The organism is Candidatus Abyssobacteria bacterium SURF_5 (assembly GCA_003598085.1).
Taxonomy (GTDB): Bacteria; Abyssobacteria; SURF-5; order SURF-5; family SURF-5; genus SURF-5.
In genome coordinates this window covers 1-21,596 of record QZKU01000085.1, presented here as the reverse complement: position 1 = coordinate 21,596, position 21,596 = coordinate 1, and the positions used below count along the sequence as shown (strand labels likewise).

Genomic DNA, 21,596 nt, shown 5'->3' with positions numbered 1-21,596 from the left:
TCCCTCAAGGCAGAGGGGTCCGCGGAAATCCCGCGTTAGCCGCATCAACAAACAGAACTGGAGTCTTTCTCCTGAAGGGTCTATGCTGACACTCTTCCACAAGGGCGGGCCGGTCATGTACCTGCTGCTCGCATGCTCGCTGGCGGCGCTTACCGTCGTCATTGAGCGCATCATCTTCTGGACTCGCGAGCGCCACAGCCGCAATCAGTCCCTGGTGGATAAAATCCTTGAACTCGCGGAACAGGACGATTACATCGAGGCGGCGCGTATCGGCGGCCGCTCAAGCGACTACGTCGCCCGCATTCTCATTTGCGGGATCGTGCATCGCAGCTTTTCGCTCAAGAGCGCCCTCGAGATGGCCGCCGCCGTCGAGATCAAGCGAATGAAGCGGTACATGAACGTGCTCGATACCATGGTCACGGTCTCGCCGCTTCTCGGCATCCTCGGAACTGTGACCGGTATCATCCGTTCTTTCGAGGCAATGGGAGTCTCAGGCGCACAGAATCCCGTCGCCGTGTCCGGCGGAATCGCTGAAGCGCTCATCACTACCGCCACCGGCCTCATGATAGCGATCCCCTCACTTGCGTTCTTCAATTACTTCAACTCACAACTCGAGGGGGCGCTGCATGAAATCGAGACCTATAGCACCAGCCTCGAGATCGTGCACGAGAAGAACAAGGCGCAGAATGAATCTCAGCCACAAGATGCCCGCTAAAAAGGCGCGGATCGAGATCGTTCCGCTCATCGATTGCATGTTTCTCCTCCTCGTGTTCTTTGTTTACTCGATGATGACGCTGACTCAGCCGCGCGGAATCGCCGTCACACTTCCGCCTTCCTCTGATGCGCCCGCCGAAAAAAAAGAATTCGTCGCCGTCTCGATCACCGAAGCGGGCGAAATATACTTCGAAAAGGATAGGGTCGACCTGCAGCTTCTGGCGGAAAAAATCTCGCAGGCGCGTTCACTCAATCCGTCACTGCGGGTGCTCATCAACGGCGACAAAAATGCGCGTCATGGGCTGGTCGTCCATGTGCTCGATATCTTGCGGAAACTGTCCGTGACCAATGTCGCCATTCAAACCGGGCCCGAAGACACCGAGGAAAAATGAGGGATAATTCGCTCGTTGCTTCGCTGATCCTCGCCGGGTTGATCCATTTCGCTCTGCTGTTCTGCAAGCTGCCGGCGGCTCAACCGCTGCCGGCAAATCTCATTCCCGCGGTGCAGGTCGCTCTTGTAGCCGCGCCCGCAAGGCTTCCCGTTTCTGACACCGCGCCGACGCCGGCTGAAAAGAAGAAATACCAGCCTGTCATACACGCAAAGACACCGCCGGCGCCGCTCAAGAAACCGCCTCAGGAAAAAACCAGGTCGGCTCCCATGCAAAAACCCGTTCCCGTGAAGATGCCCGTTCCCGATGTCATGCCGCTCAAGCAGGAAGTGGTGGAAGTGAAGCCTCCGGAACAGGAGTCTCCGCAGGAGGAATTGGAAGCTCCGCAGCAGCCGGAAGCATTCGCGCCTGCGATCGAATCGCCCGAAGAAAATGCGGGCTCTGCCGCAATTGCCTCCTTTCCGTTCGAGCATGAGGGCAATGATACGGCGGGCGCATTCCGTGACGGCCAAGGATCTACAGTTCCGGAGCAAGGCTTATTCGATGCAATGCCCTCATACGCGTACAACCCCAAGCCCCATTATCCGCGCTCGGCGCGATCGGCCGGACAAGAGGGGACCGCCATATTGCGCGTCGAGGTGCTTTCGTCGGGGAAAGTGGGTAGAATAGAAGTGGAAAAATCCAGCGGGTACGATCTGCTTGACCGTGAGGCAGTCAGGGCAATACAGCTTTGGAGGTTTGCGCCTGCCCGGCGAGGAACGCGTCCGGTTACCGCCTGGGTCAGGGTTCCGATCGAATTCAGCTTGAGGGACTGAAATGAATGACCGGGAACGATTCCTCAAAACTCTGAAATTCGAGAAAGCCGACCGCGTTCCCTACTTCGAGCAATACATCAGGGAAGATACGGTAGAACGTTGGCGAAAAGAAGGCTTGCCGCGCGGCGTGGACATCGAGGAATATTTTCATCTCGACCATCGAGAGGTGATACCTCTGAAATTGTCCTACCGCGAGATGAACAGCCGGTTCGACTATCCGATCGAGAGCGAAAGCGACCTCGATCGGTTCCGCGCCTTCCTCGATGGCGCCCGCAAAAAAGCGTATCCGCGCAACTGGAAGAAACTGGTCGAAAAATATCGGCGGCGCGATTATCCGGTCGGCCTCGGTGCATGGGAGTCGGGCATCCTCCAGTTTCTCGGCGTGATAGACTCCCTTTCACTCACCCGCGCGTGCCTGCTTCTGTGCGATAACCCGCCGCTGGCACACCGGATCATGGACGCCGCAGCCGATTACCTGATGAAGGGAATCGAGCCGGCGCTCGAGCAGGTCGATGTCGATTTTGCATATTTTACCGAGCCGATCGCCGGCAGTAACGGCCCGGTCATCTCGCCCGCAATGTTCCGAGAGTTCGTCATCCCGCGATACAAGCGCATCGTCTCGCTCCTCAAGGAACACCGCGTCGATATCATCATCCTGAGATCGTTTGGCAACATCGAGGTCTTGCTGCCGGATATGGTCAAAGCCGGCATCAATGGCTTGTGGCTGACCGAAACGGTGCCTTCAAATATGGATTACCGCAAGATCAGGAAGCGGTATGGCAGGAAATTGGCGCTCATTGGCGGCATCGACTCGAACGTTTTGACCCGCGACAAGGAAACCATCAGACAGGAGATCTTTGAAAAGGCGCCGCCGCTAATGAAAGGCGGCGGATATATTCCCACCATTGACAATCGCGCGCGGGCCCACATCCCGTTTGAAAACTTCGTTTACTACCGCACCTTGATAGAAGAGATAAGCGCTCAATCTTTCTGAATACGTGCTTGAGCGGAGCCCTCGGCAGCAGGCAAGGAATCAGGCAGGTTCGCAGTCTTTTGGTTGAGAAGCCTTATCGATATCAATGATCTTCGTGTCTTTATAGTAATGCTGACTCTCATAGCGAGTGATGTTCTTCAGCTTGTGCGTGATTTCCGCTATCTTCTGGACCTCTCGCTTGAACTTCTGCATGTCCTCGTATTCGGGATGCCCTTCTGAGATCCGTTTGAGGAAGCTGTGGATGTAGGCGAAAAGCACTTGGATCGGCTGGTTTAATTCGTGACATGCAGCCCCTGCCAGTTCCAGAACTCCCTGTAGCTTTTCTTTTTGCAGGCGCTCGTCCTCCGCCCGCTTTCGCTCCGTCACATCGACGCTGTATTCAATCATCTGGATGACGTTTCCGGCTGCATCAAAGATCGGATGCCCGTGAACTTCGACATGCCGGGCGCTGCCATTCCTATCATAATGAGTGTGCTCCACGACGACGGATTTCCTCGTCCTTTTCACTTCTTCGAGCGGGCAAAGGCATGTATCCGCGCACGGCGCGTCTTTGCGGTGGGTCAGCGCATGACAGGTTGTGTGCTCGGGCGCATCTATCGAACCGGCCGCCGAATTCGCCAGTTTGATCGTGTAATCTTGAACATCGATCACGTAGAACGGGTAGGGAAGAAACTCGAGAATATTGGACAGGAAATTCAATTGGTCCTGAACTCGACGCTCCTGAGCCGCATTCGGGCCGGCTTCATTCCTTCTTGAAGGACGCCGCTTCGTTTTCAAATGAGGCTTCACCCTTGTGGCTCGCTTTCTCTCGTTGTTCATTATCTCGGCTCAAGGCCATATCGTGTCAGAACCTGCTGAATTTATTATACCATACAATCTTCTACTGATCCCCATATTTCGCAGGGCGCTTTTCGAGGAAGGAGAAGGCGCCCTCGCGAAAGTCGTTCGTGAAAAAGTTGATGGTCTGAGTCCGATTCTCCATGTGAATCTGATTCTCGAGGCTGGGCGCGCAGAGGCCGAAATTGTATACCTCTTTCGTCATTCTTAACGCGAGCGGAGCGTTCGCGAGCATCTCGTTTGCAAGCTCCTTCGCAGCGCCGACCACCTGGCCATCCGCAACCACTTTCGATACGAGGCCGATCTCGAGCGCCGTGCGGGCATCGATCAGCCGGCCCGTGTACATGAGCTCGGCCGCGTTCGAGGCGCCGACGATTCGCGGCAGAAAATAGGACGATCCCATCTCGCAGCCCGACAGCCCGAGCTTGACAAAGGCGCAGTTAAAGCGCGCTGATTCGGAGGCATATCGTACATCCGCCGCAAGCGCCAGGCACAAACCTCCGCCCGACGCCGCTCCGTTGACCGCGGCAATGATCGGCTGTGGTATCTGCCGCATCCTGATCACCAGGTTCGCGTAACCTTCCTGGAGGCGATACTGCGACTGTATCGGGCCGAGCTTCTCATCCCACGCGCCCTCTCCCTCGCCGCCCTTCAAGTCCGCGCCGGCGCAGAAGGCGCGCCCGGCCCCCGTCACTATAAGGATGCGGGTATCGAGATCTTCGTCGAGTTGATTGAAAAGCTGATGCAGTTCCCTTACGAGCGTGTGCGAGAGCGCATTCAGCCGGTGCGGCCGGTTCAAGGTGAGTATACCGATGTGGGCATCCTTTTCGAATTGAAGCGTTTTCATCGAGCGTCTCCTTGTTCTCGTCGTTACGAACGAACCATCACGAGCGGTAACCGGCCCCAAAGACGGTAACCGCGCCCGGTACCGAGATGTGACATTGCCAGATGAAATCATGCTCTCCGCACATTCGGCGGTGGGGCGCATGAATTGTAACAGAGGGAGCGAGGGAAATCAAAATGGCCAAAGGAAGATGTGAAAAACGCACCGATTCATTGACAATTCTCGCGGATTTTGATAAAGTTTTTAGCGGCTTCTGTGACCAAAAATTGCCACTATACGTGCCCGATGTCGCACGTTTTATATGTTTTCTGTTATCCTGGCCAGGATAAATAAATGAAGTTATTTTGAAGGAGAGGAAATAAGAAAATGCTGAAGAGACATGCGCTGTTCATCGCGCCGATCCTGATATTCCTTTTAGGGATATCGGCGTGCGCCCAGGAAGGATCAATTGGAGAACAGAAGGAACTGACCACCCAGAATGCGGTGAAGCGGATCGTCCAGGGATCGACTGAACTGCAGAACGAACCCGCGGCCCTTGCAAGCTCGGCCGAGGCGCTTGCCCGCGAGGCTCAGAGCCTGCAACAGGCGGCCGAACTTCTATTTGCGCAGGCCGACGAACTGCAGAAGCGGGCTATTACCCTCCAGGAACAGGCCCAGACCCTCAGAGATCAAACCGGCGTGCTCGATCAAAATATTTCGGCTATTAAAACATCCGCCGGTGTCCTTAACCAGCTTTACGCTACAGACGCCGAACAGCCGGAGGCGACTTCGACGGCCGCCGGAGCCACTACAGTTTTTGTCATTATCGTCATCCTTGCCGCAGGTCTAATCATTTTCTTTATCGTGCGCAGGCGCCGGCTGGAGCGCGAAGAAGAAGAGCGCCTTGCCGCCATCAGACGCCAGCAAGCGGTTTATTCTCCGCCAGCCGCAGCCGTTTCGGAAAGCCCCAGCGAGGCCGCGGAACAGGCACCGGCCCAGACCGGCGACGCCACCGAGGAAGATAAGTAGCACATAACAAAATACAGGCGCCGCCTCCGCAGGCGGCGCCTTTTTTTCATCTCATTATCCGCCGCCTCCCACCTTTTTCTTTTCCCCCGCTTGACAGCCTTCGATTCAGCGGATATAATAACTAACTAACTGAGTCAGTTATTTAAAGTCGAGGAGAGAAAAATGTCGCCCCGAATCATGCCGGAAAACCGAATCCCCGATATCGCTGCGGCCGCCGTTTCCGTTTTCAGCCGGAAAGGGTACCGGCTCACGCAGATGGACGAGATCGCTCATGAGGCGGGCGTCTCGAAGGCGACTCTTTATTATTATTTCAAGAGCAAAATCCATCTGTTCCAGTACGTTCTCGAGAATTTCGAAAACGGCAGAACCCAGACTTTTCCGCCGCCTGGCGCCTCACACTCGAAGAGCGAGCCCGAGTTCCTTCACATGCTGAAGAAGAGGCTGAAGGAGGATACGAAGCTGCACAGACTGGCTCATTATCTCGCGCGAAAGCCTTCAGGCAACGTCGAGCAAGAGCTTTCAGAAATCCTGCTGGAGATGTGGGAAATCAACGAGAGGAATCGGGTTCAAATCATCATCCTGGAGAAATCTTTTTTTGAATTTCCCGAGCTTGCGGAGGTGTACGACAAGTATGCGCGCGGACAGGTGTTGCGCCAGATCGAGGAATATCTTCGAATAAGGATGCGGCAGGGCGTGTTTAAACCGCTGCATTCGGTGCGGGCGACGGCGCGGTTTCTGCTTGAATCGCTGGCGTGGTTCGGTTTTAAACAGCCCGCTCCTCCGCATCAGATCTTCACGAAGGAGGAGGCGCTGCCGGACCTGGTTTCAATTGTTACCTCAGGGCTGATAAGCGTCGGCTCTTGAATTTTTTGTAAATCTTGGGGGGGATTTATGGACGCTCACAATTCGCAAAGACGACATGATATCGACTGGCTGCGGATCCTGGCCGTGCTGCTGTTGTTCTTCTTTCACACCGCGAGGATTTTTGATACCGACGATTTTTATGTGAAGAACACGGCGGTCTCCGAGGGCTTCACTGTCTTTATCAACTTCATCTATCTCTGGCACATGCCGCTCTTCTTCTTTCTCTCCGGCGTGGGAACATGGTTTGCCTTGCGCTCGCGGGGCGGGCGCGGATATGCGAGCGAGCGCTTCAAGCGCTTGTTCATTCCACTGCTCTTCGGGGCGTGCTTTATTGTTCCGCCGCAAGTATACTACATGCGCCTGAGCGGGCAGACTTACAATCATCCGCCGCTGGACGTTTTCGAGGATTCTTACCTCCAGTTTTTTCCAACATTCTTTAACGGGATCGCCCCGAGCGGGAATTGGGAATGGGGGCATCTGTGGTTTCTCGCATACCTGTTCACGTTTTCTCTCGTTGCGCTTCCCCTTTTCCGGAGCATTGAGAAAACGTACGGGCGAGGGCTCGTAGAAAAACTGGCATCTGTGGCGGAAAAGCGGGGCGGCATATTCCTGTTTGGCCTCCCTCTCATGGCCGGAGAAGCTCTGTTGAGAGCCAATTGGCCCGGGATGCAGAACCTGTACAACGACTGGTCCAATTTTCTGTTCTTCATCCTGTTCTTCATTTATGGATATCTGTTATGTTCGGATGAGCGCTTCTGGCAGGCGGTCGAGCGAGACGGAAAGCTTGCGCTGTTGCTTGCCGCCGCGATTTTCAGCATATACCCGCTCAGGCTTGCGCTGGGCCATCTGCCGTCGCGCGGCTATAATCCGGACTACATGAGTCTGATGGCCCTTCGCGGTTTGGACGCGTGGCTTTGGGTCGTCGCCGTTCTCAGTTTTGGTCGCCGATACCTGGGATTTACCAACCGAATTCTCACATATGCCAATGAGGCCGCTCTGCCTGTCTATATCCTGCATCAAACCGTCATCGTGATGGTCGGCTACTACGTCGTCAGGTGGCAAACAGGCATGATGTCCGGGTATTTCATCATTACGATGCTCTCGCTCGTCGTCACGTTGCTCGCATGCGACCTGCTCGTTAGAAGAATCAATGTGGTGAGGTTTCTGTTCGGTATGCGGGCGAAACGCTCGCGCGCTCACATTTTGGCTTTTGACAAAGCGAGGCCGGAAAACCCATGACGGCCGCAAGACTTCAATGACAACGTGATTACTCTTTATTTTTGCAAATCCCGGGCTGCAGTTAATCATCGCTGGCAAACTATGAACAGAATCATCAAAGTGAGGAAGGCATCATGAGTCAACAGAAAAATCGCAGTCAGATATTCGCCGGGTCCGACCCATCCGCTCGAGGACACAGGGCGCTTCTGTACTCGCTCGGAATGACAAAACAGCAAATCGAGCGCCCGCTCGTGGCCGTTGTCAATACCTGGAACGAGCTTCATGCCGGCCATGCGCATCTGAACCGTCTTTCTGCGAAAGTGAAGGAAGGCGTGCTGATGGCCGGGGGAATGCCTGCGGAATTCAACACGATCAGTATCTGCGACGGCCTCACGGTCGGCCACGGAGGCATGCGGTACGTGCTGCCAAGCCGCGAGGTCATTGCGGACTCAATCGAGTTGACGGTGCAGGCTCACCTGTACGACGCGATGGTCCTCATCGGCTCGTGCGACAAAATCATACCCGCGCTGCTCATGGCGGCGGCGCGGCTCGATATCCCTGCGATCCTGGTTGCCGGCGGGCCCATGTTTCCGGGCTACTGGCCGCGCTTCCGCCTGCGCTGGGGAGAGGCCGCGATGGATGCAATCGGCGAGCGGTACACGCGAGGCGAGCTGACGGATGAGCAGCTCGAAGAGTTAACGGCCTGCATCTACCCGTGCGCTGGCGCCTGCTACGGCATGGGCACGGCAAACACGATGGCGTGTCTGACCGAGGCCTTCGGCATGTCGCTGCCGGGCGATGGGACCGCCCATGCGACCACGGCCAAAAAGGAGCGCCTTGCGGTCGAGGCGGGCGTGCAGGTGATGCGACTGCTTGAGGCCGGACTTACTCCTTCGACGATAATGGCCGAAGCCGCTTTCCACAACGCCTTGAAGGTGAACATGGCGATCGGAGGCTCACTGAATACGGTGCTGCATATTCCCGCAATCGCCCACGAGCTTGGGATCAAAATCGAGCTTGAGATGTTTGACCGCATGTCGCGCGAAACGCCGCACCTGTGCAATATCGAGCCGTCCGGGCCCCACTGCCTGTCTGACCTCGAGCGCGCCGGAGGAATTCCCGGAGTGATGAAGCGGCTGCAGGGCTTGCTCGAAACGGATGTCGTGACGGTTACCGGCAAAAGTGTGAAGGATAATCTTGCTTCTGCCGAGATATTTGATGAAGAGGTGATCCGCCCGCTTGATGCGCCCGTGCGTCCGTACGGCGGCATCGCCCTCCTGAAAGGGAATCTTGCGCCCGGCGGCGCAGTTGTCAAGCAGGTGGCCGTGGATCGATCGCAGTGGCGCTTCAGCGGACCGGCGCGGGTATTCGATAGCGAAGAGGATGCGACTCAGGCTCTCATGGAACAGAAAATCCGGGCGGGCGACGCTGTGATCATCAGGTACGAAGGCCCCAAAGGCGGCCCCGGCATGCGCGAAATGCAGATGTTTCGGTCGCTGCTGAAATTCGCGGGGTTCCTCGGCAAAGTGTACTTGATCACCGACGGCAGGTTCTCAGGATATACCGGCGGCGCCTGTATCGGCTACCTCTCTCCCGAGGCGGCCGAGGGAGGACCGCTCGCAGCAGTGCGGGACGGCGATATTATTCAGGTCGATATCGAGAAGCGGATGCTTCACGTCGAACTGAGCGAATCAGAACTGCGGGCCCGGCTTGAAGTATGGGTGCCTCCGCCCGCTCGAATCAAGAAAGGCTACCTGCGGCGCTATTCGGCGGCAGCCTCTTCCGCCGCGCGAGGAGCGATACTCGAATAAATCTTCATTAGCCACTGGCGTAAATACGGCTGACATAATATAATCTCTCAAGCGCTTCAGCTATGTTTTCATTCATTCGGAGGAGAGACGTATGCGAAGATCAGCGATTCGGGCATTCTATGGGTTTTTCCTGTTATTTCTCCTTGGCTGCTCGACAACGGGCGGGGGCAAAACGAAACAGCTTGCGGTCGATCCAAACAAGTATGACGTGAAGATTCTGCGAGACACGTGGGGCGTGCCTCACGTCTTTGGGGCGACAGATGCCGATGTCGCCTTCGGCCTCGCCTATGCGCATGCGGAAGACGACTTTGAAACCATGCAGGACGTACTGTTGGCGACGCGCGGGGAACTGGCGTCGGTCTACGGGCGCAGAACCGCCCCGAATGATTATCTGGTGCGCCTGTTGCGCATTTGGGATTCTGTCAACGAGAAGTACGAGACCGATCTGAGCCCGGAGACTCGTGCTCTTTGTGAAGCGTACGCGGAGGGCGTCAATTACTATGTCAGCCTTCACCCGTCTGTCGTGAAGGCGGATATGTTTCCGGTGTCGGGAAAGGATATCGTGGCTGGCTTCGCCTATAAGGTTCCGCTGTTCTTCGGGCTCGATCGCGACCTCGCCGAGTTGTATGGGACTGAGCGAAAGCACGCTATATCCGCCAAAATCGCCTCACATGCGCGCCCATTTTCCTTCTTGCCCGCTTGCGAATTCGGCTCGAACACGTTCGCAGTCGGCCCCGCCCGCTCAACCGACGGCAAAACACATCTGGCGATAAATTCGCATCAGCCGTGGGAAGGGCCGGTGACCTGGTATGAAGCCCACGTTCACAGTAATGAAGGATGGGACGTGGCCGGCGGCATTTTCCCCGGCAGCCCTATCATTCTGCTCGGGCACAACCACCACCTGGGTTGGGCATCGACGGTGAATTGGCCTGACCTTGCCGACATTTATGTGCTCGACATCAATCCAAAAAATCCATATCAGTATTTGATGGACGGGGAATGGAAGGACCTCGAAAAGCGAATTGAACCGATTCGGGTGAAAATTGGGCCTTTCTTGATAAACGTCAAGCAGGAGTTTTTGTGGTCGGAGTACGGGCCGGTCGTTCGGCGCCCGCATGGGACCTATGCCATCCGGTATGCCGGCATCGACGACATCCGTCAGGTGGAGCAGTGGTACCGCATGAACAAGGCGCGCACTTTCTCGGAGTGGCTCGACGCCATGCGCATGATGTCGATTCCCATGTTCAATTTCGGATATGCCGACCGTGAGGGAAATATATACTACCTCTATAATGCGCTTCTCCCTCTGCGCGTCGAAGGGTATGATTGGAAACAGTATATGCCCGGCAACACTTCCGAAACGCTGTGGACTGAGTATTTGCCCTTTGACCGGCTTCCCCAGATGCTGAACCCGTCCTCCGGCTTCTTCCAGAACTGCAACAGCACCCCCTTTCAAACAACCATCGGTCCGGAGAACCCGCGCCTCAGGGATTATTCGCCTGTCTTCGGCCTCGAAACCCACATGACCAACCGCGCCCTTCGCGCACTCGAGCTCTTCGGGAGCGACGACTCGATCACCGAGCAGGAATTCTACGCGTACAAGTTCGACCTGCAGTACTCGGAAAAATCTGAGCTTGCCAAATGCCTCCGCCAAATACTCGAGTCGGCGCCGTCCGATGACCCTGTAATCAATGAGGCGCTCCAGGTGTTGCGGGCATGGGACCTGCAAACCGACGCGGAAAACACCGGCGCCGCGATCGGCGTGCTGTCGGTGTATCCGGTCCTTCGGGCAAAGCATGACGGCAAGGAGCCGCCCGACCTGATGCAGACGTTCGTCAAGGCTGCACATGAGCTGAAGCGGACATACGGGCGGATCGACGTGCCGTGGAGCACCGTCAACCGCATGCGCCGGGGCGAGCTGGACATCGGCCTGAGCGGCGGGCCGGACGTCCTTCATGCCGTCAATGGCGGAAGTTTCCAGGATGGCTGCATGACTGCGGTAGCCGGAGATTCGCTGGTGCTGCTGGTTACGTGGGACGCCGACGGAAAAATCAGTTCCCGAAGCATCCACCAGTATGGCAGCGCGACTCTCGACAAAGACTCGCCGCATTACGCCGATCAGGCGCCTCTTTTCGCCCGCTGCGAAATGAAGCCGGTCTGGATGGATGAGGCCGAAATCCGCAAGCACCTCGAGCGCGAGTACCGGCCCGGAGAAGAAACAACAAAATGACAGGGAAAGGGACGAATCAATGAAAGCGGCTCCCGCTTCCAAAATCTATTACGGATACTATATCGTCGGCGCGTGTTTCATCGTTCTATTCCTGCTCTGGGGGATGGTGCTCAACACGTTCCCGATCTTCTTCAAACCGATCGCCGAGAGCATGAAGTGGAGCCGCGGCGATTTGGCGCTCGCGTTACTGATGGGGGCAATTGGCACCACGCTCTCGGCGCCGGTCGCAGGAAAGATGATTGACCGGTTCGGCGCAAGGCCGATCATGGCTTTCGGCGCCGCAGTCATCGGCGTCGGGCTCTTGGCCGGCAGCCGCATTCAACACCTGTGGCAACTCTATATCATCTTCGCCCTGATCGGGGGCGGACTGATGTGCGCCACGATTATTCCCTGTTCCTTTATCATCTCCAATTGGTTCGTCTCGCGCCGCGGAACGGCAATGGGCTTTGCCTTTGTCGGCACGAGCGTGGGCGGCATGCTGATGTCCTGGGTTGCGAACTGGATAATCCTCAACTACGGCTGGCGGACTGCATTCGTGTGGAGCGGCGCAACCATCTTGTTGATTGTGATTCCCGTCGTGCTCTTCCTGATACGAACGCGGCCGTCGGAAGTGGGGCTTGAGCCGTACCGCGATCCTTCAGCCGACCCAACGGGTAACGACGAGAATTGGGGCGTCGGAGTCAAAGAGGCTTTTTCCCTAAAGATATTCTGGCAGATCGCCGCGATCATGCTCCTTATCGGCCTCGTTACCGGCGGGTTGGGAAATCACAGCGTCGCCTATTTGACGGATCAAGGATATTCGCCATCGAGTGCCGCTCTTTCGTGGAGCATCGTGATGGGCGTGATGATCCTGGGGAAACTTGCCTTTGGCCCGATCGCCGATCGGTGGGGCGCAAAATACGCAATGGCCATTGCATGTTTCCTGCTTTCAATCTCTATTGTATTGCTGGCGTTCGCTCAATTTTATGCTGTCGTGATCGCGTTTGCCGTGCTGTACGGGTTCGCATGCGGCGCTCCACTGGTGATCAATCCGATGTTGACCGCGGAAGGCTTGGGAATGAAGAACTTCGGCGCCATCTTTGGGGTCCTCAATATCATGGCGAATCTCGGAGGGGCCGCGGGTCCGGTCGGCGCCGGATATTTCTTTGACGTGTTCGAGACGTACCGGCCGGTCTTCTATTTCTTCACGCTTTTGATGGTAGGGGCCGCCTTCCTCGCGCTATCGATAACGCGCGCACGACAGCCGTTGAGCGGGATCGAACGGATACAACCTGCCAAAGCCGCAGAATAAAGCTACAGGTGCTGTTCTCCGAAAGTCTGCTTTTCCAGGACGTACAATTTGTAGTTGTTGATGAAACTGTACATCTTCCGAATCGAATCAATTCGGTACAGCGCCTTGAGGCGAAGGAAAGTTCTCGCCATTTCCATACAGTCATCGCCCGAGTCGAAGAAACGTCGCCGATATAGTCCGCTGGCAAGGATGCGTAAACGTTCTTCGGCCGGGATCGTTGTCTTGATATGCTCGTCCATATATGCGAGATCTTCGAGGACGACTTCAACATCGACATAGGAGGGAACCAGATTTAATTTCTCATAAATAAGGACATCCGGCTGCTGACTCTTCTTCATGACTTTCCTCCCGTTGCACCCGTTTTTTATGATATCAAAATAGTCCCCTCCCGTCAAATCGAAAAATGCGTCAAGATCATCAATAAAAAGTGCGCGTGAAAGATTTGGCGGCCGCTCCTGCGGCCCTCGAATCACATGCCTTCTTTTGGCTTTATGTGAAGTTCGACACGCCGGTTCTGCTGGCGGCCTTCGGGCGTTTCATTGGTTGCGACCGGCCGCATTTCGCCGTATCCGATGGTCTGGATGCGAGCCGGATCAACGCCTCTGGCGATAAGAGCGTTTGCGACAGCCTCGGCCCTTCTTTCGGAAAGCGTTTGATTATACTGATCGGTGCCCGTGCTGTCGGTGTGGCCTTCAACGATTATGTTGAAATCGGGATAGCGAACCACTACGTCTGAAATTTTCGTGAGATTGTCTTCGGCGCCCGGTTTCAAGGAATACTCGTTGACATCAAACAGGATTTGTTCGCGCATAATAACGACGAGTTCATCTTCACTCGTCCGCTGGACCTCGGCAATCTGGCTCAGCTCGGCTTGTTGCTGATCCAATTGGCGCCCGATCAATCCGCCGGCAACTGCGCCCACCGCGCCGCCAATAAGCGCGCCTTCTCCGGCATGATCCGATTGATGCCCGATGACCGCCCCCGTGCCGGCGCCCACGGCGCCTCCAAGGGCCGCCCCCTTTTGCCAGTTCTGCATGTCCGCACAAGATGCCGAAAGAAAGACGCCCGCCAGAATTATCAGACCTTTCTTCATATCCATATTTATGCCCGCCTTTCCATTTCCAAATCCCGTTGTTGTCCCGGCCAGTCTGTCCGGGTATATACCGTTGCCGGCATCAGGGTTGATCAACCTGCCAATTCCTTTGGTTAGCTCTCTCACAGGAGAGCAAGAGTGAACAGAATTATATCAGAAAGCTGCGTAATTTTCATCACGAATTAAACCTCTTTCCCGCCTTACGGAAAAACGATTGTGTGTCACTTCTTAGACTTATCCACTGCGCACATAATTCAAATTCATGCACCAAAATCTTTCGCTCATTCCGGTCCGTCCCGGTCAAATCCAGGAAAAGTATCAGATTGAAACCCGGTTACTTGTACTTATTTGAAGCAGCGACGGCTTGATAGCAAAACCGCTCCTGCGTCGGCCCCTTGGAGTCTCTCGCTTAATGCTTAATTGACAAAGGGTTAGAAAGCTCTGCATTTTAGTATGTGTGCGGATCGAGTTTGGTATGATTCATGCAACAAGACAAATTAGGTGAAATTAGTCGAAAAACACTGTTAAACATGGGGAATGAAAACATGAAGAACATAGAATTGGTTCTCAAAGATATAACCAGCCTGGAAGATGCGGAAAAAGAGGCTCGAAACGCTGTCTCCGAGTTCGGCGGGCATTTTTCTCTGCTCTCATGGTATGACAAGGCTCGGGGCACCGGTGCTCCGCAGGAAGTGTGTTCGCAGGAGAACTGGAAATGCCCGAGGGATTATGCCGAGCACCATGAGGCTGACGTGCGAGTTGCTGTCAATGGGGATGCCTATGAGTTTTACTTCATCAAGGTTCCCGCAGATGCCGAGACGCTGGAGGCGGACGAAGTCGGTTCGATTCACGCAGATGTTCCGAAACAGGCGTTCGACAACGTTCAGGGCGGCTGACAGCGCAGTCCGTTGCTTCTGATTCCACCTGTAATGGGAGGAAAGGAAATGAATCTGAAAGAATATTTTGAAAGCAAGCAGGGGCGAGGCGTTCTCGCGACATCGGATTCAGAGGGTCGGGTCGACGCGGCGGTATACGCGCGACCTCATGTTCTTGACGGAGACACCATTGCGTTCATCATGGCCGACCGGCTGACACATCAGAACCTGCAATCCAATCCTCGTGCGGCCTACCTGTTCATGGAAGACGGCGACCACTATGTCGGCAAGAGGTTCTTCCTCACCAAGACGAAGGAAGTTAAGAATGCGAAAGAGATCGATGCCATTCGAAGGCGCAGTTACGAGGAACTGAAAGACGAAGACGAATTTCTCGTTTATTTTCGAATCGACAAGACTCTGCCGCTAATTGGAGCAGGTGAGGGATAGGAAGCGTCGCAACGAAAAGCGCGTGGGAGAAAAAGGCGCCCCATGGGGGCGCCTTTTGCATTCCCATGCCGGGATTTTCGTCTTTGATCGCGCATTTTCGGACGCCGGCGGCTTCTCCTCTACGCCGGATGATGCGATTGCAGGCGCACTTTCGTTTGACGCCCGAATTGACAGGTGGTAGAATCGTCTCACCGACTCGTGAATGCCAGGACTTGGTCTGCGGAAACTACATATGACAAACCCAAAGCCGGTAATCATTGATACTGATCCGGGGGTGGACGACGCGCTTGCGCTCGTGCTGGCGCTGAGGTCACCCGAACTGCGGGTGGAAGCCATCACCGTTGTCAACGGCAACGTCAGCCTGAAGAGATGCACACAGAACGCGCTGCGAATCGTGGAGATCCTGGGACTCCCGGATAGTCCGCCCGTTGTTCCCGGCGCCGATAAGCCGCTTAAGAGAGCGCCGTTTTCCAGCGAGTCCATCCACGGGCGTGATGGATTGGGGGAGATTTCATTCCTGAAGGATAGGAGTGGAAAACACAGATATCCGCCGCCGCATATAAAGCCCCGCAAAATGTACGCGCCCGAGCTGATATGCGAGGTCGCGGCCAGGTACGCAGGCGAGATAACACTGATCACCCTCGGGCCGCTGACAAACGTCGCACTCGCTCTCGAGCTCGATCCCCGTCTCTCGCACAATATCAGGGAAATCATTACGATGGGCGGCGCATATTCGGTTCCAGGAAATGTAACTCCCGCCGCCGAATTCAATTTCTATTGCGATCCCGAGGCCGCGAGACAGGTGATCCAGTCGGGAATTCCTGTTGTCCTTGTGGGGCTCGATGTCACCCGCAACGCGCGCCTCAGCAGGCATCGGCTGCTCCAGGCCGCTAAGAAGAGGACGCGCCTCAATCGTTTCCTGCAGGATTCGACCGAGCGCGTGATGAACGTATACCGCGAGCGGGAAGGCTATCACGGTTGCCCGCTGCATGACGCGCTCGCGGTCATGGTCGCGATCGACAGGTCGTCTGTTGGCACCAAATTCGTGCATGTCGATATCGAGACGGACGGAACCCTGACGTCCGGCATGAGCGTAACCGATCTGCGGCCGTTTTTTCGGGGAGAGGCTGGCCGGCCGAACGCACATGTGGCCGTATGGGTCGACCCGGACCGTTTCCAGCAATTTCTTCTTGAACGAATTATTGATAACCTGTGAAATTGCGGATGATCTTCATCTCCTCAGAATCCAACTGAAATAGTTCCTCCCAATCCAGCTCAAATCGTTATTCTCCCACCATTTGTATGACTGTAAAGAAGTCGGAATACTTCTACCATTCTCCCCAATTCTGCGTTTTGCGCGTTTGCGCGGACGCCCTTCCTTGGTTAAGTTTGTTAAAGGAATCGGTGCGGAGGAGATGCGATCTCAAGCTGACCCATCAAAGATTAACGAATTGCCCGCGTGCGTCGCTATCGCATTGAACGGCGGCGACAGCGCCATCATTGACGCCGCAGAGGAGGCAAACCCGGTTCTGGACTTTGCCCACTCCGCCGCAAGAACGCTGAGTGAAAATCCCAAATGGATGGAATGCCGCTTCCTCTATGATGCCCGGGGCAGCGCTCTTTTCGAGCAGATTTGCCGCCAGCCGGAATATTATCCGACCCGCAGAGAGACCGCGATTCTGCACAGATATGCGGGTGAAATCTGTGAAACTACCGGCTGTGTCACTCTGGCTGAGTTAGGCTGCGGCAGTGCAATAAAGACCCGCCATATCCTTTCCGCCTATGTCAAATCGAATGGGTCAGTCCGGTATGTTCCTGTGGACGTGAGCCGCTCGGCGCTTCAGCATGCCTGCGCCGCCATCACCGCCTGGCATCCTGCCGTCAAAGTCGCAGGCATTCGGGGCACCTACGAATGCGCTTTTCCGTTTCTGAAAGCATTGTCGCCCGTCATGGTGCTTTTTCTTGGCAGCACGATCGGCAACTTGAACGAGGACCAGGACCGGCTATTCTGGCGCAATATCGGCCGGCATCTTTCCGAGGGAGATTTCTTCCTTCTGGGCGTAGACCTCGTGAAGGATACCTCTATACTTGAGGCCGCTTACAACGACAGGGCCGGCGTAAGCGCCGCCTTCACCTTGAACCTGTTCGAGCGGATGAACCGCGAATTAAAGACGGGGATCGATGTCCTCCACCTGCAGCATGTGGCGTACTTCTCATCCGCGAAGAGCCGAATCGAGATTTTCGCCCAGTTCAACCGGGAGCAGCGCGTCCGGATAAAGCCTTTGAACAAATCTATTCCCATCTCTGCCGGCGAACGTATCCAGGTGGAAATCAGTCGCAAATTCAACCTGAACGAGCTCGTCCCGCGCTTGTATTCCTGCGGCTTTGCAACAAGACGTATCTTCTCCGATGAGAATTCCTGGTTTGCGCTGTTGCTTCTGGAAAAGGTCGCGAATGACTGAAATTTCGACACAACTTGCTCCTCAGCAAGATTCACCGGCGGAACAGATCAAGGACGGCCTCTGCGGTATCTGCCCGGCCGGCTGCTGGGTGCGCGTTCGCCTGAACGGCGGCCGCATGTCCGGCGTCAAAGCGCTGCCGGACCATCCGCTCGGCATGATCTGCACCATCGGCAAGCATTCTCCGCAAATCGTTCACGATCCGAATCGCCTCCAGTACCCACTTCGGCGCACAGGTCCGAAAGGATCGTATGATTTCGAGCGAATTACCTGGAACGAGGCGATGGAAGCAATAGCCGGGAAGCTGGATGACATCAAGCGAGAACACGGGCCGGAGGCGACGGCGATATACACCGGTCGTGGCAGCTTCGAGTTGTCGATGTGCGATGTGTATCAGCCGAGAGGCGTAGCCGTCTCATCGGCTTCGAGCGTGTTGTTCCCGTTCGGATCGCCGAATACGCTCGGTGTCGGCGCACTCTGTTATGTCTCTTTCGCGATGATCGCGCCGCATGTGACCATGGGCGAGATGCTGATCACCATGGATACCGAGATCGAGCAGGCGGAGTTGATCGTGGTGTGGGGCGCCAATCCGGCGACCGACTCGCCTCCGCTGGCGCATGCTCAAATTCTTCGCGCGCGCGAGCGCGGAGCAGAAGTTGTGGTGATCGATCCTCGCCGAAGCGAGACAGCGAGGGAGGCCGAGTCCGAATGGATTCCGCTTCGGCCGGGAACCGACGGCGCGCTGGCGCTCGGAATGATCAACGTCCTCGTTGAAGAGGAACTGTACGATGAGGATTTCGCGGAGAACTGGACCCTTGGGTTCAACGAGCTCAAGCAGTACGTCCAGCATTTCCGACCGGAAACGGTCGAGCAGATAACCGAAGTTCCCGCAGAAAAGGTGCGTTCTCTCTCGCGCAGAATCGCACGCGCCCGCGGCGCGTGTCCGGTCATGTATACCGGCCTCGAATACTCCGACAGCGGGGTGCAGGCGATACGCGCGGTGCATACGCTGTGGGCCCTTGCAGGCCAGCTCGATGTGCCGGGCGGCCTTGTCTTCCGGATGAAAGAAAACATTTTCCCCATTAACAGGAGCGGTCTCATCGCGAACCCGGACGTGAGGAAAGCGCTTGGACGAGACCGCTTTCCCGTCTACAGCATGTACCGCGGCGAATCTCACGCCATCGCCCTGCCGGAGTCGGTTCTGGAAGGCAGGCCATATAAAATTCGTTCGCTGATCATTCTTGGCGCGTCAATCATTACCGCATGGCCGCAGCCGGATTTATGGCGCAAGACGCTGAACGCGCTCGATTTCCTCGTGTGCATTGACCGCTATTTCACCGCCGATGCCGCCTACGCGGATATCGTTCTGCCGGCAACGACCATGTACGAGATCATGTCGTACATGGTCTACGGCCCGCTCTTTATAATCCGGGAAAGGATTGTCGAGCCGGTGGGCGAGGCGCGAAACGATTTCCTGATACTGGCGGAACTGGCGAAGCGGCTCGGCTACGGCCACCTCTACCCGCAAACCGAGGAAGAATTGCTCCGGCACGTTCTGCAGGGGAGCGGCTATACGCTCGAAGAGGTGAAGGCGGTCGGCGGAGAGGTGCGCCTGCCGGCGGTCATGATGCAGTATAAGAAATGGATGAAAGGCCTGCTGCGGCCCGACGGGAAACCCGGCTTCAACACGCCGAGCGGAAAGTTCGAAATTGCGTCGTCAATCCTGGCGGAGCACGGATACGATGCGCTCCCTGTGTATGTCGAGCCGGGCGAGGGACCCCTCGCAAATCCGCAGCTTGCAGCCGACTATCCGCTTGTCTTCAACTCTGGCGCACGCGTGTTCTCCGATTTCCGCAGCCAGCACCACGGCGTGTCCGGCCTCAGAGAAATGACACCCGACCCGATTGTGACCATGAATGCCGTTGATGCAAGCGAGCGAGGCATCGAGAATGGCGACTGGGTCAACGTAACGACCAAGCGCGGGCAAGTGAAGTTCAGGGCGATTGTAACCGACGACATCATGCCGGGCGCGATCGACGCCTGCATGGGCGGCGGCGGCCCGCTCGGATCGAGAAGCTGGCAGGAATGTAATGTGAACGAATTGACCGATCTGACGCGCTACGATCCCATTTCGGGATTCCCGGTGTATAAGTCGCTGCTGGCGGAGGTCGTGAAAGCCGGGGTCGCCAAATCCGCCGATAGAATAACGGAATCCGTCCCCGCGAAAACGAAAAGCCGAGAGCGGCACAGACCGCCTAAATTACGCCATGTCTATCTCGACCATAATGCCACCACTCCAATGGACCCGGAAGTAGTCGAAGCGATGATGCCGTATCTGCGCGAGTCATTCGGGAATCCTTCAAGCATCCATCAGCGCGGCGTTGAGGCGCGCGACGCGGTGGAGGGCGCACGCCGGAAGGTCGCTCAGCTTATCAACTGTACCGCCCGGCGCGTTGTCTTCACCGGAGGCGGCTCCGAAGCTGACAATCTCGCTGTCAAAGGAGTCGCGTTCGCCCGGCGCGAAGAAGGGGATCATATTGTCACTACGAAAATCGAACATCCGGCCGTGCTCAATTCCTGCCGTTCGCTCGAGGCGATGGGATTCGAGGTGACGTATCTCGACGTCGACCAAGACGGACTGGTGGACCCGCGACAGTTAGAGGACTCCATCCGCCCGCAGACGACCCTCGTGAGCATCATGCTTGCCAACAACGAGGTCGGCACGATCCAGCCGATTGCGCAGCTCGCGCGGATCGCTCATGAGCGAGACGCGCTTTTCCATTGCGACGCCGTACAGGGGGCCGGCAAGATCGAGGTGGATGTCGAAAAGCTCGGAGTGGACCTGCTGTCTCTTTCCAGCCATAAAATACATGGGCCTAAAGGCATGGGAATGCTGTACGTCAGGAAAGGCATTCCGCTGGTTCCTTTGATTGATGGGGGGGGCCAGGAACAGAAACTGCGGGCGGGCACCGAAAACGTTGCGGGAATTGTGGGATTCGGAAAGGCGTGTGAGCTTGCGCAGCGAAAACTGAATGAGCGGGATATGGAGCGGGTGCAGGCGCTGAGGGATGCGCTCGAGAAAGGGCTTCGCGAGCTTGTGCCCGATATGAAGCTGAACGGGCATCCGTCGCTGCGCCTGCCAAACACGCTGAACGTGACGCTGCCGGCAATGCGCGGCGAGTCCCTCGTGATGTTCCTCAGCCGCCGCGGCGTCTATTGCTCGTCCGGCTCGGCCTGCAAATCCGGAAACCCCGAGCCGTCGCTCACGCTTCTGGCGATGGGGCTCAGTGTGGAGGACGCCCACTGCGCTCTGCGCCTTTCTCTCGGAAGCGGTAATAATGAAGAAGATGTGAAATACATGCTGCACGTGCTTGGGCAGATCATCCGCGACTCGCGCTCTAGCGTCCGGTTCGCCGCCTGCCGATAAGACGGCGGACTTGTCCGGTGGCTAAACTCTTATGCCATTCACTTAAGGCGAGGCCAACTGCTTCTTGTACGGACTGCATTCTGCCGCTCCCTTGAATTTCCCCCTTTGGAAAAGGGGGACCAAGAAACTGTCCTACAAATGGGGTTGGCGCCGATGACAGAACGGTATCGACAAGTCAGATTAACCCGTCATTCCTGCGAAAGCAGAGATTTTGTTGATGCATACGATTTTACATTGATCATTTAATTTTTGAGATATTTGGAGCTTGCCGAAGAATGAC

The 21,596-nt window shown here is 56.1% G+C and carries 19 protein-coding genes; 15 read left to right on the top strand and 4 right to left on the bottom strand.

From position 1 onward, the window contains the following. Window positions 1-82: 82 nt before the first annotated feature. Genes C4520_12415 through C4520_12400 form a run of 4 tightly spaced genes read left to right on the top strand, consistent with a single transcriptional unit; the run spans window position 83 to window position 2,912 of the window. Window positions 83-715 (top strand): MotA/TolQ/ExbB proton channel family protein, encoded by a 633-nt coding sequence (locus C4520_12415; protein RJP19759.1) that lies wholly within the window; start codon window positions 83-85, stop codon window positions 713-715. Beyond that, window positions 627-1,106, top strand: a complete 480-nt coding sequence (locus tag C4520_12410) for a biopolymer transporter ExbD (GenBank protein RJP19758.1) — start codon at window positions 627-629, stop codon at window positions 1,104-1,106. Before C4520_12415 ends, C4520_12410 begins: the two co-directional genes overlap by 89 nt. Then, window positions 1,103-1,918, top strand: coding sequence for an energy transducer TonB (locus C4520_12405; protein RJP19757.1), 816 nt, complete (start codon window positions 1,103-1,105; stop codon window positions 1,916-1,918). Before C4520_12410 ends, C4520_12405 begins: the two co-directional genes overlap by 4 nt. A 1-nt stretch (window position 1,919) precedes the next feature. Further along, window positions 1,920-2,912, top strand: coding sequence for a hypothetical protein (locus C4520_12400; GenBank protein ID RJP19756.1), 993 nt, complete (start codon window positions 1,920-1,922; stop codon window positions 2,910-2,912). A gap of 39 nt (window positions 2,913-2,951) precedes the next feature. On the opposite strand, the gene C4520_12395 is transcribed toward C4520_12400, so the two are convergent. Both C4520_12395 and C4520_12390 read right to left on the bottom strand, forming a co-directional pair. Further along, window positions 2,952-3,731, bottom strand: a complete 780-nt coding sequence (locus C4520_12395) for a PAS domain S-box protein (protein ID RJP19755.1) — start codon at window positions 3,729-3,731, stop codon at window positions 2,952-2,954. Between the two features lie 61 nt (window positions 3,732-3,792). Then, the gene (locus tag C4520_12390; protein RJP19754.1) at window positions 3,793-4,596 is read right to left on the bottom strand and encodes an enoyl-CoA hydratase/isomerase family protein; all 804 of its coding nucleotides are present in this window, start codon (window positions 4,594-4,596) and stop codon (window positions 3,793-3,795) included. 363 nt (window positions 4,597-4,959) lie between these two features. Here C4520_12390 and C4520_12385 point away from each other — a divergent pair, with 363 nt between their 5' ends. From C4520_12385 to C4520_12360, 6 genes are all read left to right on the top strand, one after another. Further along, window positions 4,960-5,601 (top strand): hypothetical protein, encoded by a 642-nt coding sequence (locus tag C4520_12385; GenBank protein ID RJP19753.1) that lies wholly within the window; start codon window positions 4,960-4,962, stop codon window positions 5,599-5,601. Window positions 5,602-5,763: 162 nt separating this feature from the next. Further along, window positions 5,764-6,465 (top strand): TetR/AcrR family transcriptional regulator, encoded by a 702-nt coding sequence (locus tag C4520_12380; protein RJP19752.1) that lies wholly within the window; start codon window positions 5,764-5,766, stop codon window positions 6,463-6,465. 27 nt (window positions 6,466-6,492) lie between these two features. Then, window positions 6,493-7,704 (top strand): acyltransferase, encoded by a 1,212-nt coding sequence (locus C4520_12375; protein RJP19751.1) that lies wholly within the window; start codon window positions 6,493-6,495, stop codon window positions 7,702-7,704. A gap of 113 nt (window positions 7,705-7,817) precedes the next feature. After that, window positions 7,818-9,494, top strand: a complete 1,677-nt coding sequence (gene ilvD / locus C4520_12370; protein RJP19750.1) for a dihydroxy-acid dehydratase — start codon at window positions 7,818-7,820, stop codon at window positions 9,492-9,494. A gap of 91 nt (window positions 9,495-9,585) precedes the next feature. Then, window positions 9,586-11,724 carry an acylase gene (locus tag C4520_12365; protein ID RJP19749.1) on the top strand — a complete coding sequence of 713 codons (2,139 nt, stop codon included), beginning with the start codon at window positions 9,586-9,588 and terminating at the stop codon, window positions 11,722-11,724. Continuing rightward, window positions 11,660-13,015 carry an MFS transporter gene (locus C4520_12360; protein ID RJP19748.1) on the top strand — a complete coding sequence of 452 codons (1,356 nt, stop codon included), beginning with the start codon at window positions 11,660-11,662 and terminating at the stop codon, window positions 13,013-13,015. The genes C4520_12365 and C4520_12360 overlap by 65 nt, the downstream gene beginning before the upstream one ends. Before the next feature lie 2 nt (window positions 13,016-13,017). Here the strand turns inward: C4520_12360 and C4520_12355 are convergent, their stop codons facing one another. Both C4520_12355 and C4520_12350 read right to left on the bottom strand, forming a co-directional pair. Continuing rightward, entirely contained in the window at window positions 13,018-13,488 is a 471-nt protein-coding gene (locus tag C4520_12355) for a hypothetical protein (protein ID RJP19747.1), read from the bottom strand. After that, the gene (locus C4520_12350; protein ID RJP19746.1) at window positions 13,485-14,204 is read right to left on the bottom strand and encodes an OmpA family protein; all 720 of its coding nucleotides are present in this window, start codon (window positions 14,202-14,204) and stop codon (window positions 13,485-13,487) included. Before C4520_12350 ends, C4520_12355 begins: the two co-directional genes overlap by 4 nt. Window positions 14,205-14,653: 449 nt before the next feature. On the opposite strand from C4520_12350, the gene C4520_12345 reads away from it, so the two are divergent. From C4520_12345 to C4520_12325, 5 genes are all read left to right on the top strand, one after another. Further along, window positions 14,654-15,004, top strand: coding sequence for a hypothetical protein (locus tag C4520_12345; GenBank protein RJP19745.1), 351 nt, complete (start codon window positions 14,654-14,656; stop codon window positions 15,002-15,004). A gap of 48 nt (window positions 15,005-15,052) precedes the next feature. Beyond that, entirely contained in the window at window positions 15,053-15,430 is a 378-nt protein-coding gene (locus C4520_12340; GenBank protein ID RJP19744.1) for a pyridoxamine 5'-phosphate oxidase family protein, read from the top strand. A gap of 202 nt (window positions 15,431-15,632) precedes the next feature. Beyond that, complete coding sequence (locus C4520_12335) at window positions 15,633-16,646, top strand: nucleoside hydrolase (GenBank protein ID RJP19743.1); 1,014 nt, start codon at window positions 15,633-15,635, stop codon at window positions 16,644-16,646. 199 nt (window positions 16,647-16,845) lie between these two features. Continuing rightward, window positions 16,846-17,892: an L-histidine N(alpha)-methyltransferase gene (gene egtD, locus C4520_12330; protein ID RJP19742.1), complete on the top strand. Its 1,047-nt coding sequence runs from the start codon at window positions 16,846-16,848 to the stop codon at window positions 17,890-17,892. Continuing rightward, on the top strand, window positions 17,885-21,316 hold the full coding sequence (locus C4520_12325; GenBank protein RJP19741.1) for an aminotransferase class V-fold PLP-dependent enzyme: 3,432 nt from the start codon (window positions 17,885-17,887) through the stop codon (window positions 21,314-21,316). The genes egtD and C4520_12325 overlap by 8 nt, the downstream gene beginning before the upstream one ends. Window positions 21,317-21,596: the final 280 nt, after the last annotated feature.